Annotated in this window: 12 protein-coding genes; 4 read left to right on the top strand and 8 right to left on the bottom strand. The window is 60.4% G+C overall.

Annotated features, from left to right (window positions below; genetic code table 11):
- Positions 1-15: 15 nt before the first annotated feature.
- Both ACM6I7_RS13985 and ACM6I7_RS13980 read left to right on the top strand, forming a co-directional pair.
- Positions 16-594 (top strand): DUF6436 domain-containing protein, encoded by a 579-nt coding sequence (locus tag ACM6I7_RS13985; RefSeq protein ID WP_336838857.1) that lies wholly within the window; start codon positions 16-18, stop codon positions 592-594.
- A 102-nt stretch (positions 595-696) separates the two neighbouring features.
- Positions 697-3,108, top strand: a complete 2,412-nt coding sequence (locus ACM6I7_RS13980; RefSeq protein ID WP_414888742.1) for a penicillin acylase family protein — start codon at positions 697-699, stop codon at positions 3,106-3,108.
- Positions 3,109-3,222: 114 nt separating this feature from the next.
- On the opposite strand, the gene ACM6I7_RS13975 is transcribed toward ACM6I7_RS13980, so the two are convergent.
- Entirely contained in the window at positions 3,223-4,188 is a 966-nt protein-coding gene (locus tag ACM6I7_RS13975) for a GlxA family transcriptional regulator (protein WP_414888741.1), read from the bottom strand.
- A 315-nt stretch (positions 4,189-4,503) separates the two neighbouring features.
- Here ACM6I7_RS13975 and ACM6I7_RS13970 point away from each other — a divergent pair, with 315 nt between their 5' ends.
- A complete protein-coding gene (locus ACM6I7_RS13970; protein WP_150370126.1) occupies positions 4,504-5,145 on the top strand; it encodes an HD domain-containing protein in 642 nt (213 codons plus the stop codon).
- Between the two features lie 189 nt (positions 5,146-5,334).
- On the opposite strand, the gene ACM6I7_RS13965 is transcribed toward ACM6I7_RS13970, so the two are convergent.
- From ACM6I7_RS13965 to ACM6I7_RS13935, 7 genes are all read right to left on the bottom strand, one after another.
- Complete coding sequence (locus ACM6I7_RS13965; RefSeq protein WP_027610518.1) at positions 5,335-6,225, bottom strand: ABC transporter permease subunit; 891 nt, start codon at positions 6,223-6,225, stop codon at positions 5,335-5,337.
- Complete coding sequence (locus ACM6I7_RS13960) at positions 6,222-7,103, bottom strand: ABC transporter permease subunit (RefSeq protein ID WP_171061891.1); 882 nt, start codon at positions 7,101-7,103, stop codon at positions 6,222-6,224. Before ACM6I7_RS13960 ends, ACM6I7_RS13965 begins: the two co-directional genes overlap by 4 nt.
- Before the next feature lie 35 nt (positions 7,104-7,138).
- Positions 7,139-8,281 (bottom strand): ABC transporter ATP-binding protein, encoded by a 1,143-nt coding sequence (locus tag ACM6I7_RS13955; protein ID WP_003229245.1) that lies wholly within the window; start codon positions 8,279-8,281, stop codon positions 7,139-7,141.
- 67 nt (positions 8,282-8,348) lie between these two features.
- Positions 8,349-9,446, bottom strand: coding sequence for a polyamine ABC transporter substrate-binding protein (locus ACM6I7_RS13950; RefSeq protein ID WP_098966145.1), 1,098 nt, complete (start codon positions 9,444-9,446; stop codon positions 8,349-8,351).
- 187 nt (positions 9,447-9,633) lie between these two features.
- A complete protein-coding gene (locus ACM6I7_RS13945) occupies positions 9,634-10,743 on the bottom strand; it encodes a polyamine ABC transporter substrate-binding protein (RefSeq protein ID WP_097089597.1) in 1,110 nt (369 codons plus the stop codon).
- 171 nt (positions 10,744-10,914) lie between these two features.
- The gene (locus ACM6I7_RS13940) at positions 10,915-12,279 is read right to left on the bottom strand and encodes an aspartate aminotransferase family protein (protein WP_096797600.1); all 1,365 of its coding nucleotides are present in this window, start codon (positions 12,277-12,279) and stop codon (positions 10,915-10,917) included.
- Positions 12,280-12,335: 56 nt separating this feature from the next.
- Positions 12,336-13,694 (bottom strand): glutamine synthetase family protein, encoded by a 1,359-nt coding sequence (locus ACM6I7_RS13935; protein WP_007967993.1) that lies wholly within the window; start codon positions 13,692-13,694, stop codon positions 12,336-12,338.
- 727 nt (positions 13,695-14,421) lie between these two features.
- On the opposite strand from ACM6I7_RS13935, the gene ACM6I7_RS13930 reads away from it, so the two are divergent.
- Complete coding sequence (locus tag ACM6I7_RS13930; RefSeq protein WP_003229254.1) at positions 14,422-15,798, top strand: glutamine synthetase family protein; 1,377 nt, start codon at positions 14,422-14,424, stop codon at positions 15,796-15,798.
- Positions 15,799-15,975 lie beyond the last annotated feature (177 nt).

Below are 15,975 nucleotides of genomic sequence, written 5' to 3'. Positions count from 1 at the left end.
GAGGATCGAAAAACCATGCGCTCGCCCTACCGCACCGCACTGTTTGCCAGCCTGCTCGCGCTTGTGTGTGCCGGGGTGCTGTGGGCGGCGTACGACTGGTTTCAGGGGCGCTATCTGCGCGCGTTCAGTCAGCACACCGCGGTGTTTTCCGGTGATCCGTTGCGCCTGCCGGATGAACTGGCCGGCCCCGGCAAAATCCGTCTCGTGCACTTTTGGGACCCGGCCTGCCCGTGCAACGTCGGCAATCAACAGCACCTGACGGAAATGGTCGAGCAGTACGGCACGCGCGGTGTGGAATTCTTCGCCGTGCAGCGCGCCGGCTCCCACGGCCAGTTACCCGCCACCCTGAGCAATCTGAAAACCATCGCGGTATTGCCCGGTTCCGAGCAGATCCCGGCCAGCCCCGCGGTGGCGATCTGGGATCGCAGCGGCAAACTGGCGTACTTCGGGCCGTACAGTGAAGGGCTGACCTGCAACTCCAGCAACAGCTTCATCGAACCGATCCTCAATGCACTGACCGAAGATCGCCCGGTCAACGCCACGCACACCCTGGCAGTCGGGTGTTATTGCCCGTGGCCGGTGCTGGCGCAGTAAGGCATTCCGGACTTTTCAAGGACAGCGATGCACGGCACGGAAGGTCTGTGCTAATTGTTTGCAGCCCGACGGGCGGCAATCCCGCATGCACAAGGAGTCACCATGAAACGCGTCTTCACCGTTCTTGCCTTGCTCATCGTTATCCTGCTCATCGCCATCGGCGGTTACGTCTACAGCAAGCAACCGACGCGTCAGGGTCAGGTGGAGCTGCGCAATCTGCAAGGCTCGGTGACCGTGCGCTATGACGATCGCGGGGTGCCGCACATTCGTGCCGAGAACGAAACCGACCTGTATCGCGCCCTCGGCTACGTGCATGCCCAGGACCGACTGTTCCAGATGGAAGCCATGCGGCGCCTCGCTCGTGGCGAACTGGCCGAAGTGCTGGGGCCGAAGCTGCTCGACACCGACAAACTGTTCCGCAGCCTGCGCATCCGCGAACGCGCCGCCCGTTATGTCGCCAGTCTCGATAAGCAGTCACCCGCGTGGAAGGCCCTGCAAGCCTATCTGGACGGCATCAACCAATATCAGGACAGCCACGCCGCGCCGATCGAGTTCGACGTGCTGGGCATCCCCAAGCGGCCGTTCACCGCCGAAGACAGCATCAGCGTCGCCGGTTACATGGCCTACAGCTTTGCCGCGGCGTTTCGCACCGAGCCACTGCTGACCTACGTGCGCGATCAACTCGGCGCTGATTACCTCAATGTTTTCGACCTCGACTGGCAGCCCAAAGGCGTGCTCGTCAAAGGTCAGGCCAAGAAGTCGCCGACCCTCGCCGCCGGTGACTGGCAAGACCTCAACGCCCTCGCCCGCCTCAGCGAGCAGGCGCTGATTGAAAACGGCCTGCCGCAATTCGAAGGCAGCAATGCCTGGGTGATCGCCGGCAGCCGCAGCCAAAGCGGTAAACCGCTGCTGGCCGGTGACCCGCACATTCGCTTCTCGGTGCCGTCGGTGTGGTACGAGGCGCAACTGTCGGCACCGGGCTTTGAGCTCTACGGCCATCATCAGGCGCTGGTGCCGTTCGCATTCCTGGGGCACAACCTGGATTTCGGCTGGAGCCTGACCATGTTCCAGAACGACGATCTGGATCTGATCGCCGAGAAGGTCAACCCGGACAACCCGAATCAGGTCTGGTACCACGGCCAGTGGACCGATCTGCTCAGCACCCAGCAGCAGATCGCGGTGAAGGGCCAGGCGCCGGTGACGCTGACCTTGCGCCAGTCGCCCCATGGCCCGATCGTCAACGACGCCCTCGGCACTGCCGCCGGTAAAACGCCGATCGCCATGTGGTGGGCGTTTCTCGAAACGCCGAACCCGATCCTCGAAGGTTTCTACCAGCTCAACCGCGCCGACACCCTGGCCAAGGCCCGCGCCGCCGCGACCAAGGTGCAGGCACCGGGGCTGAACATCGTCTACGCCAACGCCAAGGGTGACATTGCCTGGTGGGCCTCGGCGCTGTTGCCGAAACGCCCGGCCGGGGTGAAGCCGGAGTTCATTCTCGACGGCAGCAGCAATCAGGCAGACAAGGACGGCTACTACCCGTTCAGCGCCAACCCGCAGGAAGAAAACCCGGCGCGCGGCTACATCGTCTCGGCCAACTTCCAGCCGCTGTCGCCGACCGGGATGGAAATCCCCGGTTACTACAACCTCGCCGATCGCGGCCAGCAGCTCAACCGCCAGCTCAGCGACAAGAGCGTGAAATGGAGCAACGAGGCCAACCAGAAACTGCAACTGGGCACCACCACCGGTTACGGCCCGCGCACCCTGGCGCCATTGCTGCCGGTGTTGCGGGAAGTGGTGAGCGATCCGGCGCAGCTGAAACTGGTCGAGCAACTGGCGCAGTGGCAAGGCGACTATCCGCTGGATTCGGTCAACGCCACAGTGTTCAACCAGTTCCTCTACGATCTCGCCGATGCGGCGATGCGTGATGAGCTGGGCAACGATTTCTTCGAGACCCTGCTGTCGACCCGGGTGATCGATGCCGCCCTGCCGCGCCTGGCGGCGAATGCGGACTCGCCGTGGTGGGACAACCGCAACACACCGGACAAGGAGACTCGCGCCGACATCGTCAAAGCGGCGTGGCAGGCGAGCATGACGCACCTGAAACAGACCCTCGGCGACAATACGTCCGACTGGCAATGGGGCACGGCACACACCCTGACCCATGGTCATCCGCTGGGGCAACAGAAGCCGCTGGACCGCATCGTCAATGTCGGGCCGTTCGCAGCGCCGGGCAGTCACGAGGTGCCGAACAATCTCTCGGCCAAGCTCGGCCCGGCGCCATGGCCGGTGACTTACGGGCCTTCGACGCGGCGGCTGGTGGACTTCGCCGACCCGGCGCACAGCCTGACGATCAACCCGGTCGGTCAGAGCGGCGTGCCCTTCGACAGCCACTATGGCGATCAGGCCGAGGAATACGTCGAGGGGATGTATGTGCAGGCGCATTTCAGCGAGGAAGAGGTGACGGCCAATACGCGCAGTACCTTGAAGCTGTTGCCGGCGCGGGCTGCCCAATAGTTCTCGGTTAGCCGGACGGGCCCTATCGCGAGCAGGCTCACTCCTACAGGGGAACGCATTCCAATTGTAGGAGTGAGCCTGCTCGCGATGGGGCCCGCCAACTCAACACATCTCTCAGAGCATCAACGCAAAATTCAGCCGAAACTGCTGCGGTGTCACCCCCAACCGGCGATTGAACACACTGCGCATGTGCTGCGCATCGCGAAACCCGCACTGATAGGCCACGGTCTTCAGCGGTGCCGTGGTGCTTTCGAGCAGCACCCGTGCCGCATCGACTCGCGCACTTTCGACGAACTCTGCCGGAGTGACCCGGGCCTCGCGGGCAAACACCCGGGAAAAATTGCGCGCGCTCATGTTCGCCGCATTCGCCAGATCGGCAATCGTCAGGTCGCCGGTGAGATTGGCCAGCACATACAACTGCACCATCGCCACCGCCGACGTCGGCTCCGCATGCGGCGTGAGGAACGGACTGAACTGCGATTGCCCGCCCGAGCGCTGGGTGAACACCACCAGTCGCTTGGCCACACTCAGCGCCACTTCAGCGCCGTGATCGCGGGCCAACAGGTACAACGACAGATCGATCCCCGCCGTGACCCCGGCCGAGGTATAGAGTGCGCCGTCCTCGACGTACAGGCGATCGGCCTCGACTTGGGTCGATGGACACAACTGTGCCAAGGCTTCGGCATCGTTCCAGTGGGTGGTCACGGTGCGCCCTTCGAGCAACCCCGCCCGCGCCAGCATGAACGCGCCGTTGCAGATCGAGCCGAAGCGCCGCGCACGGGCGCAGGCCTCACGCAGCCAGGTGTCGAAAGGCTTGCCGAAATCCATGAACGGCAACTGCGGGCCGCCGGCGACGAGCAACAAGTCATAAGCATCCTGCGCTTCGCTGAAGTACCGATGGGCGCTGAGATTCAAACCGTTGGAAAAAGCCATCGGCCCGCGTTCGAGGCCGATCACCTCCAGTTGATAGTGATCATCAGGCGGCAAAAAACGATTGGCCTCGGCGAACACATCCATCGGCCCGCTGACATCCAGCGCCTGCACGCCGGGGAATACCACGATGGCGATGGTTTTGTTCATAAGCCTCCAATGTCCTCAATGCCCTGGCAAACACAAATCCCTGTGGGAGCGGGCTTGCTCGCGAAAGGGCCCTTACATTCAACTTATCTGTTGAATGACACACCGCTTTCGCGAGCAAGCCCGCTCCCACATGGGCCGTGCCTGCCTTGTTGATTGAGCCAACCCTAGCCAATCCAGGTTCAACAAGCGAGGTTGGCACGATTTGCAGGTTGATTGGCAAGGATCGCAGCCATGCGTTGATTGTCCGTTTAGTGCCTTGGGGAACAGACTTCGTCCATCAGCGCCACGACGGCGTTTTCGACGAGGAAACACCTTATGAGCACGACCATTGCCGGCATCAAGATCCCCGACAGCTCCCTCGCCCGGGCCACCACCGAATACATTCGCGACATCGAAACCGACCTGCTCTACCACCACTCGCGCCGGGTGTTTCTGTTCGGCGCATTGAGCGGCGAGCGCCAGCAACTGGCCTACAACCCGGAGCTGCTGTATGTCGGCGCGATGTTCCACGACCTCGGTCTGGTCGAGGGCTATCGCAGTGCCGACGAGCGTTTCGAAGTGGATGGCGCCAACGCGGCAGCGGCGTTTCTCAAACCGTACGGGCTGAGTGATGACGACATCGAGCAGGTCTGGCTGTCGATTGCCCTGCACACCACGCCAGGCGTGCCAAAGCACTTGCGGCCGACCGTCGCGCTGGTCACCGCCGGGGTCGAGATGGACGTGTTGGGGATGGATTACGCGACGTTCAGCAGCACCCAGCGCGAGGCGGTGGTGCATGCGCATCCACGCGGGGAAGGTTTCAAGGAATGCATCATCTGCGCGTTTGCCGACGGCTTGCGCCATCGTCCGCAGACCACGTTCGGCAACGTGAAGACCGATGTGCTGGTGGATCAGGAGCCCGGGTTCAAACCGATGAACTTTGTTGAGGTCATTCGCCAATCTCCTTGGACTGCATAAAACCGACTGTGGGGGTGTGCCCTGTGGTGAGGGGATTTATCCCCGATGGACTGCGTAGCAATCCCTACTTTCAGGATCAAAAGAGGGGCCGCTTCGCAACCCATCGGGGATAAATCCCCTCACCACAATAGCCCGCTCCCACAGTTGGATTTGGGTTGGCCTTGATAAAGGGGCCAACCCGAGTTTGCTTTAAGCCGCTTCCGGCGCAGGCGCGCGGCGCACGTCCGGTTGCTTCCACGAATCGGCGGCGCCTTCTTCGATGGCTTGCTGGATGGCTTTCTTGCGCGCTTCTTCGGCGCGGCGGCTGAAGAACCACACCATGAACGTCACGATCGACACCGCCAGCAGAATCAGGCTGGCCACGGCGTTGATCTCAGGCTTCACGCCCAGACGCACCGCGGAAAACACTTCCATCGGCAGCGTGGTCGAACCCGGGCCGGAAACGAAGCTCGCCAGTACCAGATCGTCCAGCGACAGAGCGAACGACATCATGCCGCCCGCTGCCAGCGACGGCGCGATCATCGGGATGGTGATCAGGAAGAACACCTTCCACGGCCGTGCACCGAGGTCCATCGCCGCCTCTTCGATCGACAGGTCCAGCTCACGCAGACGCGCCGACACCACCACCGCCACATACGCCGCACAGAACGTGGTGTGGGCGATCCAGATGGTGACGATGCCGCGTTCCTGCGGCCAGCCGATCATCTGCGCCATGGCCACGAACAGCAGCAACAGCGACAGACCGGTGATCACCTCAGGCATTACCAACGGCGCCGTCACCAGGCCACCGAACAGCGTGCGGCCCTTGAAGTGGGTGATGCGGGTCAGCACGAAGGCGGCCAGCGTACCCAGCGCCACCGCGGCAACGGCGGTATAGCAGGCGATTTCCAGCGAGCGCACCACCGAGCCCATCAGTTGGGTGTTGTCGAGCAGGCCGACGTACCACTTGATCGACCAGCCGCCCCACACCGTCACCAGTTTCGAGGCGTTGAACGAGTAGATCACCAGGATCAGCATCGGCAGGTAGATGAACAACAGACCCAGTACCAGCATCAGGCTGGAGAAACGGATGCGTTTCATTCTTTGCCCTCCATTTCCTTGGCCTGACTGCGGTTGAACAGGATGATCGGCACAATCAGGATCGCCAGCATCACCACCGCCAGGGCGGACGCCACCGGCCAGTCACGGTTGTTGAAGAACTCTTGCCAGAGCACTTTACCGATCATCAGGGTTTCCGGGCCGCCAAGCAGTTCCGGGATCACGAACTCGCCGACCACCGGGATGAACACCAGCATGCAGCCGGCGATGATCCCGTTCTTGGACAGCGGAATGGTGATTTTCCAAAAGCTGTTGAAGGTGCTCGAACCGAGGTCGGAAGCGGCTTCCAGCAGGCTCTGATCGTGCTTCACCAGGTTGGCGTACAGCGGCAGGATCATGAATGGCAGGTACGAATAAACCACGCCGATGTAAACCGCGAGGTTGGTGTTGAGGATCTGCAGCGGCTCGTCGATAAAGCCCATGCTCATCAGGAAACCGTTGAGCAGGCCGTTGTTGCTGAGGATGCCCATCCACGCGTAAACGCGGATCAGGATCGCGGTCCAGGTCGGCATCATGATCAGCAACACCAGCACTGTCTGCAGCTCTTTACGGGCGCTGGCGATGGCGTAGGCCATCGGGTAGCCGATCAGCAGGCACAGCAGCGTGCTGAAGAACGCCATCTTCAGCGAGCCCAGGTAGGCGGCGATGTACAACTCGTCGTCGCCCAGCATCGCGTAGTTGCCGAGGTTCAGCAGCAGTTGCAGCTTCTGCTCGGCGAAGGTGTAGATCTCGGTGTACGGCGGGATGGCCACGTCGGCTTCAGCGAAGCTGATCTTCAGGACGATGAAGAACGGCAGCATGAAGAACAGGAACAGCCAGATGAACGGAACCCCGATGACCAGTTGCCGGCCATTGGGAATTATTCGGTTGAGCCGTCGTTTGAACTTGCGCATGTTCATGAGCGAAGTACCACGCCGCTGTCGTCTTCCCACCACACGTAAACCTGATCGCCCCAGGTCGGACGCTGGCCGCGACGTTCGGCGTTGGCGACGAACGACTGCACCAGTTTGCCGCTCGGCAATTCGACGTAGAACACCGAGTGGCCACCGAGGTAGGCGATGTCATGCACCTTGCCGCTCGACCAGTTGTATTCGCAGGTCGGCATTTCGGCGGTGACCAGCAGCTTCTCCGGACGAATCGCGTAGGTCACCGATTTGTCCTGCACCGAAGTGCTGATGCCGTGGCCGACGTAGATCTGCCGGTCGAGGTCCTTGCAGGTGATCGTCGCGTGGCCTTCGGCGTCGTCGATCACTTCGCCTTCGAAGATGTTCACGTTGCCGATGAATTCGCAGACCAGACGGCTGGTCGGGGTTTCGTAGATGTCGATCGGGCTGCCGATCTGGGCGATCCAGCCCAGGTGCATGATCGCGATGCGCTCGGCCATGGTCATGGCCTCTTCCTGGTCGTGGGTCACCATCACGCAGGTCACGCCGACGCGCTCGATGATCTCCACCAGCTCCAGTTGCATCTGCGAACGCAGTTTCTTGTCCAGTGCGCCCATCGGCTCGTCGAGCAGCAGCAGCTTCGGCCGCTTGGCCAGCGAGCGCGCCAGTGCCACACGCTGACGCTGACCGCCGGACAGTTGATGCGGCTTGCGCTTGGCGTACTGGCTCATCTGCACCAGCTTGAGCATCTCGGCCACGCGCGCATCAATCTCGGCGTTGGGAATCTTGTCCTGCTTGAGGCCGAAGGCGATGTTCTGCGCCACGGTCATGTGCGGGAACAAGGCATACGACTGGAACATCATGTTGATCGGTCGCTCGTACGGCGGCATGTCGGTGATGTCGACGCCGTCGAGGAAAATGCGCCCCTCCGTGGGCCGTTCGAACCCTGCCAGCATCCGCAGCAGCGTGGATTTGCCCGATCCCGAGCCGCCGAGCAGGGCGAAGATCTCGCCTTTCTTGATTTCCAGGGACACATCGTCCACGGCAATCGTCTCGTCGAACTTCTTCGTGACCCGGTCGATTTTGACCAACACCTGCTTAGGTGTCTGGTCGCCCTCGAGGGCTTTCTTATAGGCGCCGGAGGCAACTGCCATTTACGAAACTCCCAGAAAAAAACAGTGCAGTTCGCCCCATGCGGACGAACCCAGGATAGTTTGTGCCTTACTTGCCCGACTTGACCTTGGTCCAGCTACGGGTCATCAAACGCTGAATATTGGGTGGCAACTCGACCGACACGTAGGTCTTGTCGAGGACTGCTTGCGGTGGATAAACCGCTTCATCGGTGCGAATGGACTGCTCCATCAGCTTGTCCGACCCCGGGTTGGGGTTGGCGTAACCGACGTAATCACTGACCTGGGCGATCACCTCAGGTTTCAGCAAATAGTTGATGAAGGCGTGGGCCTCTTTGACGTTGGACGAATCCTTCGGAATCGCCAGCATGTCGAACCACAATGCGCCGCCCTCTTTCGGAATCGAGTAGGCGATGTTCACGCCCTTCTTGGCTTCTTCGGCACGGTGCTTGGCCTGGAAGATATCGCCGGAGAAACCGATGGCCACGCAGATGTCGCCGTTGGCCAGATCACCGATGTATTTCGACGAGTGGAAGTAGGTCACGTAAGGACGCACGGCCAGCAGTTTGTCGGTGGCCTTGGCGTAGTCCTTCGGATTGGTGCTGTTGGCGTTCAGGCCCATGTAGTTGAGCACGGTCGGCATCATTTCATCGGCCGAATCGAGGAACGCGACGCCACAACTGTGCAGCTTCTTGATGTTCTCCGGTTCGAACAACACGCTCCAGGAGTCGATCTTGTCGATGCCGAGCACCGCTTTGACTTTCTCGACGTTGTAGCCGATGCCGTTGGTGCCCCACAGGTACGGCACGGCGTACTGGTTGCCCGGGTCGTTCTGTTCCAGGCGCTTGAGCAGCACCGGATCGAGATTCGAATAATTCGGCAACTGCGACTTGTCGAGCTTCTGGAACGCGCCCGCCTTGATCTGCTTGCCGAGGAAATGGTTCGACGGCACGACCACGTCGTAACCGGTACGCCCGGCCAGCAGCTTGCCTTCCAGGGTCTCGTTGGAATCGAACACGTCGTACACCGGTTTGATCCCGGTGGCTTTCTCGAAGTCGGCCAGGGTGGTCTCGCCGATGTAATCCGACCAGTTATAAATATGCACCGTACCGGCGGCCTGGGCTCCGACAGCGATCGTCAGGCCGGCAGTGGCCAGCAGGGCTTTGCGCAAAGAAGAAAAAATAGGCAAGTGGAGGTCCTCTAAATTAGTTGGGCCCAAGTTGCCCCGCGTTACATGACAGCCATGGCTGCCCGGCAACCAAACCGGCGCGCAACTTACCCTCGAAAAACCGTTCCTGCAAAACTTCCTGTCATTTAATTGATCCGCTGGCCGCCGTCGCGGCGACGACGGCCAGTGGTTGTTGCTTCAAACCGGCTTATTTACCGGATTTGATCTTGGTCCAGCTGCGGGTCAGTTCACGCTGGGTAGCGGCCGGCAAGTCGGCGATCGCATACAGCTTGGCCTGCACGTCGGCTGGCGGGTAGATGCCTGGATCGCTGGTGATGTCTTTTGCCACCAGAGCGGTTGCAGCCGCGTTACCGTTCGGGAAGCGTACGGCGTTGGTGATGCCGGCCATGACGTCAGGCTTCTGCAGGAAGGTCATGAATTTGTAGGCGCCTTCAACGTTTTCGGCATCCTTAGGGATGGCGACCATGTCGAAGAAGCTGCCAGCACCTTCCTTCGGAATGGCGTAGCTGACTTTCACCTTGTCACCGGCCTCGGCGGCACGGGATTTGGCCTGCTGCACGTCACCCGAGTAGCCGACCGCTACGCAGATGTTGCCGTTGGCCAGGTCCGAGATGTACTTGGAGGAGTGGAAGTAGGTGATCGAAGGACGAATCTTGAGGAACAGCTCCTCGGCTTTCTTGATGTCTTCTTTTTTCTGGGTGTCGGTAGGCAGGCCCAGGTAGTGCAGCGCGACCGGGAGCATTTCGGTCGGCGAGTCGAGGAAGCTCACGCCGCAGCCCTTGAGCTTGGCGATGTTCTCAGGCTTGAGCAGCACGTCCCACGAGTCGATAGTGTCGACGCCCAGCGCAGCCTTGACCTTCTCCGGGTTGTAACCGATGCCGATCGAGCCCCACATGTACGGGAAGGCGTGCTTGTTGCCCGGGTCGCTGACCGACACGGCCTTGAGCAGGTCCTGGTTCAGATTCTTCCAGTTAGGCAGCTTGGACTGGTCCAGCTCCTGGTAAACGCCCGCCTTGATCTGCTTGGCCAGGAAGTTGTTCGACGGCACAACGACGTCGTAACCGGATTTGCCCGCCAGCAGTTTGGCTTCCAGGGTTTCGTTGCTGTCGAATACGTCGTAGACGACTTTGATCCCGGACTCTTTCTCGAAGTTGGCAATGGTATCCGGAGCGATGTAGTCGGACCAGTTGTAAACGTGCAGTACCTTGTCGTCCGCGTGAACCGCACCCGCCATCATGCCCGCGACGGACAGCGCGAGAAGAGTCTTGCCAGCAAGCTTTTTACCTAATGCCTTCATGCGTCATGCTCCAAATTTTTCTTTTTTGAACCACTTTGTTCAGCGGCCGAACCCGGACAACTGGAACCGCGGCTAGTCTGGCAAGATCGGAGGCGGTCTTTCAAGAAAAGGCCAACCTTTCTGATACCTTCGAGCGAGAGCACCGCAGCTCCCCCGCTCGAAGCCTAGCACTTAGGCCTGCAACGCACTGAGGGTCAGGTCCAGGCATTTACGTGCCTTGGTCACCAGCTCATCGATTTCTGCCTTGCTGATCACCAACGGCGGCGCAATGATCATGGTGTCGCCCACGGCGCGCATGATCAGGCCGTTATCGAAGCAGAACTGCCGGCAGATCATGCCCACGCCCCGCCCTTCGTAACGCTTGCGAGTGGCCTTGTCCTGCACCAGTTCGATCGCCCCCAGCAGACCAACGCCGCGCACTTCGCCCACCAACGGGTGGTCGTTGAGTTCGCGCAGACGTTTCTGCAAATACGGTGCCGTTTCGTTATGCGCGTTCTCGATAATTTTCTCGTCGCGCAGAATCCGGATGTTTTCCAGACCCACCGCCGCCGCCACCGGGTGCCCGGAGTAGGTGAAGCCGTGGTTGAAATCGCCGCCCTCGTTGAGCACCTTCACCACTTCATCACGCACGATCAGACCACCCATCGGGATGTAGCCGGAGGTCAGGCCTTTGGCGATGGTCATCATGTCCGGCTTCAGATCGTAGAAATCCGAACCGAACCATTGGCCGGTACGACCGAAGCCACAGATCACTTCGTCGGCCACGAACAGAATGTCGTACTTGGCGAGGATTTCCTTGATGCGCGGCCAGTAGGTGTCTGGCGGAATGATCACGCCGCCGGCGCCCTGAATCGGCTCGGCAATGAACGCACCGACGTTGTCCACGCCGACTTCGAGAATCTTCTCTTCCAGCTGATTGGCCGCCCAGATGCCGAACTCTTCCGGCGACATGTCGCCGCCCTCGGCGAACCAGTACGGCTGCGCGATATGGACGATGCCCGGGATCGGCAAGTCGCCCTGCTCGTGCATATAGGTCATGCCACCCAGGCTCGCGCCGGCCACGGTGGAACCGTGATAACCGTTCTTGCGGCTGATGATGACTTTCTTGTTCGGCTGGCCCTTGATCGCCCAGTAGTGGCGAACCATGCGCAGCATGGTGTCGTTGCCTTCGGAGCCGGAACCGGTGAAGAACACGTGGTTCATGCCTTGCGGCGCCACGTCGGCGATGGCCTTGGCCAGTTCCAGTGCCGGCGGGTGCGCAGTCTGGAAGAACAGGTTGTAGTAAGGCAGTTCGCGCATCTGCTTGGCAGCTGCGTCGGCCAGCTCATCGCGGCCATAACCGATCGCCACGCACCACAGACCCGCCATGCCATCGAGGATCTTGTTGCCCTCGCTGTCCCACAGGTACACGCCCTTGGCGTTGGTGATGATCCGTGGACCCTTCTCTTTCAGCTGCTTGAAGTCGCTGAACGGGGCCAGGTGGTGATCGCTGCTCAGGGCTTGCCACTCACGGGTTTGCGGGTTGTTGCTGGTCATGCCAATTCTCCTTGTTATCGGTGAAGGCGCGGCGGCTGGCCACCGCGCCCGGCGTATCAGACGGCGAAGAGCAGGTACTCACGCTCCCAGGAACTGATCACGCGCTTGAAGTTTTCATGCTCGGCCCGCTTGACCGCGACGTAGCCGGTGATGAAGGTCTTGCCCAGGTATTTCTCGATGGTCGCGCTGTTTTCCATACGCTCCAGCGCGTCCTCGATGGTCAGCGGCAGGCGCAGGTTGCGGCGTTCATAGCCACGACCGACCACTGGCGCGCTCGGGTTGAGGCCCTCGACCATGCCGATGTAACCGCAAAGCAGGCTCGCGGCAATCGCCAGGTACGGGTTGGCGTCGGCGCCCGGCAGGCGGTTTTCCACCCGACGGTTCTGCGGCCCGGCATCCGGTACGCGCAGGCCCACGGTGCGGTTTTCTTCGCCCCACTCCACGTTCACCGGCGCCGAAGTGTCCGGCAGGAAGCGGCGGAACGAGTTGACGTTGGGGGCGAACAGCGGGAGCAATTCCGGGATCAGTTTCTGCAGGCCACCGATGTGGTGCAGGAACAGCTGGCTCATGGTCCCGTCTTCATTAGAGAACACGTTCTTGCCGGTCTCGATGTCGATGATGCTCTGGTGCAAGTGCATCGCACTGCCCGGCTCGCCGGTCATCGGCTTGGCCATGAAGGTTGCGGCCACGTCATGCTTGAGCGCGGCTTCGCGCATGGTGCGCTTGAACACCAAGATCTGATCGGCCAGCGACAGTGCATCGCCGTGACGGAAGTTGATTTCCATCTGTGCCGTGCCGTCTTCGTGGATCAGCGTGTCGAGGTCCAGCTCCTGCAGTTCGCACCAGTCGTAGACGTCTTCGAACAGCGGGTCGAATTCGTTCGCCGCTTCGATCGAGAACGACTGACGACCGATTTCCGGACGTCCCGAGCGGCCGATTGGCGGCTGCAGCGGATAGTCGGGGTCGTCACTGCGCTTGGTCAGGTAGAACTCCATCTCCGGCGCCACGATCGGCTGCCAGCCCTTGTCGGCATAGAGCTTGAGGACTTTCTTGAGGACGTTGCGCGGCGACAGCTCGATCGGGTTGCCTTGCTTGTCGTAGGTGTCGTGGATCACCTGGGCAGTCGGCTCGATGGCCCATGGCACCAGGTACACGGCGTTCTGGTCGGGGCGGCAGATCATGTCGATGTCGGCCGGGTCGAGCAGTTCGTAATAGATGTCGTCTTCGACGTAGTCGCCGGTCACGGTCTGCAACAGCACGCTTTCCGGCAGGCGCATGCCCTTCTCGGCGATGAACTTGTTGGTCGGCGAGATCTTGCCCCGGGTGATACCGGTCAAGTCGCCGATCATGCATTCGACTTCTGTGATCTTGTGGTCTTTCAACCAATCGGTGAGCTGGTCGAGGTTGTTACTCATAAATGCCTCTGGGCTGAGTCTCCTGACATCGTGTCAGGCAAAGTTGACGCCGTGGCGTCGCGTTAAAGGGGGCTTGCGCGCGCAGTACCGGCTTACGCCTGGCACCGCGCATAGACAATGAAAGAGGAGCTTACCTGCCCTTTACGCTGGCGTTGCATTTCCTGTGCACATTCAAGGCGTGCAGAATCATGAGCACGGCTTTGGAAGCGGCACAGGCTTTGGGACTCAAAGGGATCTATATTGGAAGGAGACGCCATAAACAGGATGCTGTCCCGTGCGTCCAGAATATCGGACGTTGCCGTTGGGCCTGATGCGCACGAGAACCTCGTCGACCCGCCACGAGCCATGCTGGCCGCGTCACGGACGGATTTGTCGCCACTGATGTGATGAGCATGCAGACCGGACTGTTGCGAGCAGTCGGTGATGCCGATTAACGGCAGGCGAGACATGAAGCACCCCGGTATTATTGCTGTTATGGGTTTGGTCGGAGCTTAGCCTTGTTCATTTTTTTACACAACACCCCCGTAAAAAATACAACACGGCCTGCTCAAGCCCGCGGGTGCCAAGCGTCCCCAAGACAAAAAACTGCCCCAAAGTGCCCCATAAATGCCCTCGCAGCGCTTTTTTAGGGCAAAAAAGGCCTCGCTTGACTTCGGCAGGCCGTTCGGGTTGACTGAAACCAGAAAAGATCAATGATTGATATTTTTAACAACAAAGGTGTTGCATCATGTCGGTACCCCCGCGTGCCGTTCAGCTTAACGAAGCGAACGCGTTCCTTAAGGAACATCCTGAGGTTCTGTACGTTGACCTTCTGATTGCGGATATGAATGGTGTGGTGCGCGGCAAGCGCATCGAACGCACCAGCCTCCACAAGGTTTACGAGAAAGGCATCAACCTGCCGGCCTCCCTATTTGCTCTGGATATCAATGGCTCTACGGTGGAAAGCACCGGCCTGGGTCTGGACATTGGCGACGCCGACCGGATCTGCTATCCAATCCCCGATACCCTATGCAACGAGCCATGGCAGAAGCGCCCTACCGCGCAACTGTTGATGACCATGCACGAACTCGAAGGCGACCCGTTCTTCGCCGATCCGCGCGAAGTGCTCCGTCAAGTTGTTGCAAAGTTTGACGAGCTGGGCTTGACCATCTGCGCAGCCTTCGAGCTGGAGTTCTACCTGATCGACCAGGAAAACGTGAACGGCCGTCCACAGCCGCCACGCTCGCCGATCTCCGGCAAACGCCCACACTCGACTCAGGTCTACCTGATCGACGACCTCGACGAATACGTCGACTGCCTCCAGGACATTCTGGAAGGCGCCAAAGAGCAAGGCATCCCGGCCGACGCCATCGTCAAGGAAAGTGCCCCGGCGCAGTTCGAAGTGAACCTGCACCACGTCGCCGACCCGATCAAGGCCTGCGACTACGCGGTACTGCTCAAGCGTCTGATCAAGAACATCGCCTACGACCATGAAATGGACACCACCTTCATGGCCAAGCCTTACCCGGGCCAGGCAGGTAACGGTCTGCATGTCCACATCTCGGTGCTCGACAAAGATGGCAAGAACATCTTTGCAAGCGAGGATCCCGAGCAGAACGCCGCGCTGCGTCACGCGATCGGCGGTGTGCTCGAGACCCTGCCGGCGCAGATGGCTTTCCTCTGCCCGAACGTCAACTCGTACCGCCGTTTCGGCGCGCAGTTCTATGTACCGAACTCGCCGTGCTGGGGCCTGGACAACCGCACCGTGGCGATCCGCGTACCGACCGGTTCTGCCGATGCCGTGCGTATCGAACACCGCGTGGCCGGCGCCGACGCCAACCCGTACCTGCTGATGGCTTCGGTCCTGGCCGGTGTGCATCACGGTCTGGTGAACAAGATCGAACCGGGCGCTCCGGTCGAAGGCAACAGCTACGAGCAGAACGAACAAAGCCTGCCGAACAACTTGCGCGATGCCCTGCGCGAGCTGGACGACAGCGAAGTGATGGCCAAGTACATCGATCCGAAATACATCGATATCTTCGTCGCCTGCAAGGAAAGCGAGCTGGAGGAGTTCGAACACTCCATCTCCGACCTTGAGTACAACTGGTATCTGCATACCGTTTAAGCGGATTGCAGGAATAAAAAGCGCTGCCGGCCATTTCAGCCCGCAGCGTTTTTTTATGCCTGAACATTTTCCACTGTGGTGAGGGGATTTAGCGAAGCGTCGCACCGCCCCGACCGGCTGCGCAGCAGTCGTAATCCCTGAGAACCGGATACTCCTGACACACCGAGGGGAATGGGT

Origin of the sequence: Pseudomonas sp. IT-93MI4, assembly GCF_949767635.1 — a bacterium.
Lineage (GTDB): Bacteria > Pseudomonadota > Gammaproteobacteria > Pseudomonadales > Pseudomonadaceae > Aquipseudomonas > Aquipseudomonas putida_A.
This window is presented reverse-complemented; position numbering and strand designations above follow the sequence as displayed.

Bases quoted from the DNA above. Each gene is read 5' to 3' on its own strand.
- ACM6I7_RS13965 (WP_027610518.1), bottom strand. From the start codon at position 6,225: ATGAAACGCATCCGTTTCTCCAGCCTGATGCTGGTACTGGGTCTGTTG.
- ACM6I7_RS13940 (WP_096797600.1), bottom strand. From the start codon at position 12,279: ATGACCAGCAACAACCCGCAAACCCGTGAGTGGCAAGCCCTGAGCAGC.
- ACM6I7_RS13955 (WP_003229245.1), bottom strand. From the start codon at position 8,281: ATGGCAGTTGCCTCCGGCGCCTATAAGAAAGCCCTCGAGGGCGACCAG.
- ACM6I7_RS13935 (WP_007967993.1), bottom strand. From the start codon at position 13,694: ATGAGTAACAACCTCGACCAGCTCACCGATTGGTTGAAAGACCACAAG.
- ACM6I7_RS13975 (WP_414888741.1), bottom strand. From the start codon at position 4,188: ATGAACAAAACCATCGCCATCGTGGTATTCCCCGGCGTGCAGGCGCTG.
- ACM6I7_RS13945 (WP_097089597.1), bottom strand. From the start codon at position 10,743: ATGAAGGCATTAGGTAAAAAGCTTGCTGGCAAGACTCTTCTCGCGCTG.
- ACM6I7_RS13930 (WP_003229254.1), top strand. From the start codon at position 14,422: ATGTCGGTACCCCCGCGTGCCGTTCAGCTTAACGAAGCGAACGCGTTC.
- ACM6I7_RS13980 (WP_414888742.1), top strand. From the start codon at position 697: ATGAAACGCGTCTTCACCGTTCTTGCCTTGCTCATCGTTATCCTGCTC.
- ACM6I7_RS13985 (WP_336838857.1), top strand. From the start codon at position 16: ATGCGCTCGCCCTACCGCACCGCACTGTTTGCCAGCCTGCTCGCGCTT.
- ACM6I7_RS13970 (WP_150370126.1), top strand. From the start codon at position 4,504: ATGAGCACGACCATTGCCGGCATCAAGATCCCCGACAGCTCCCTCGCC.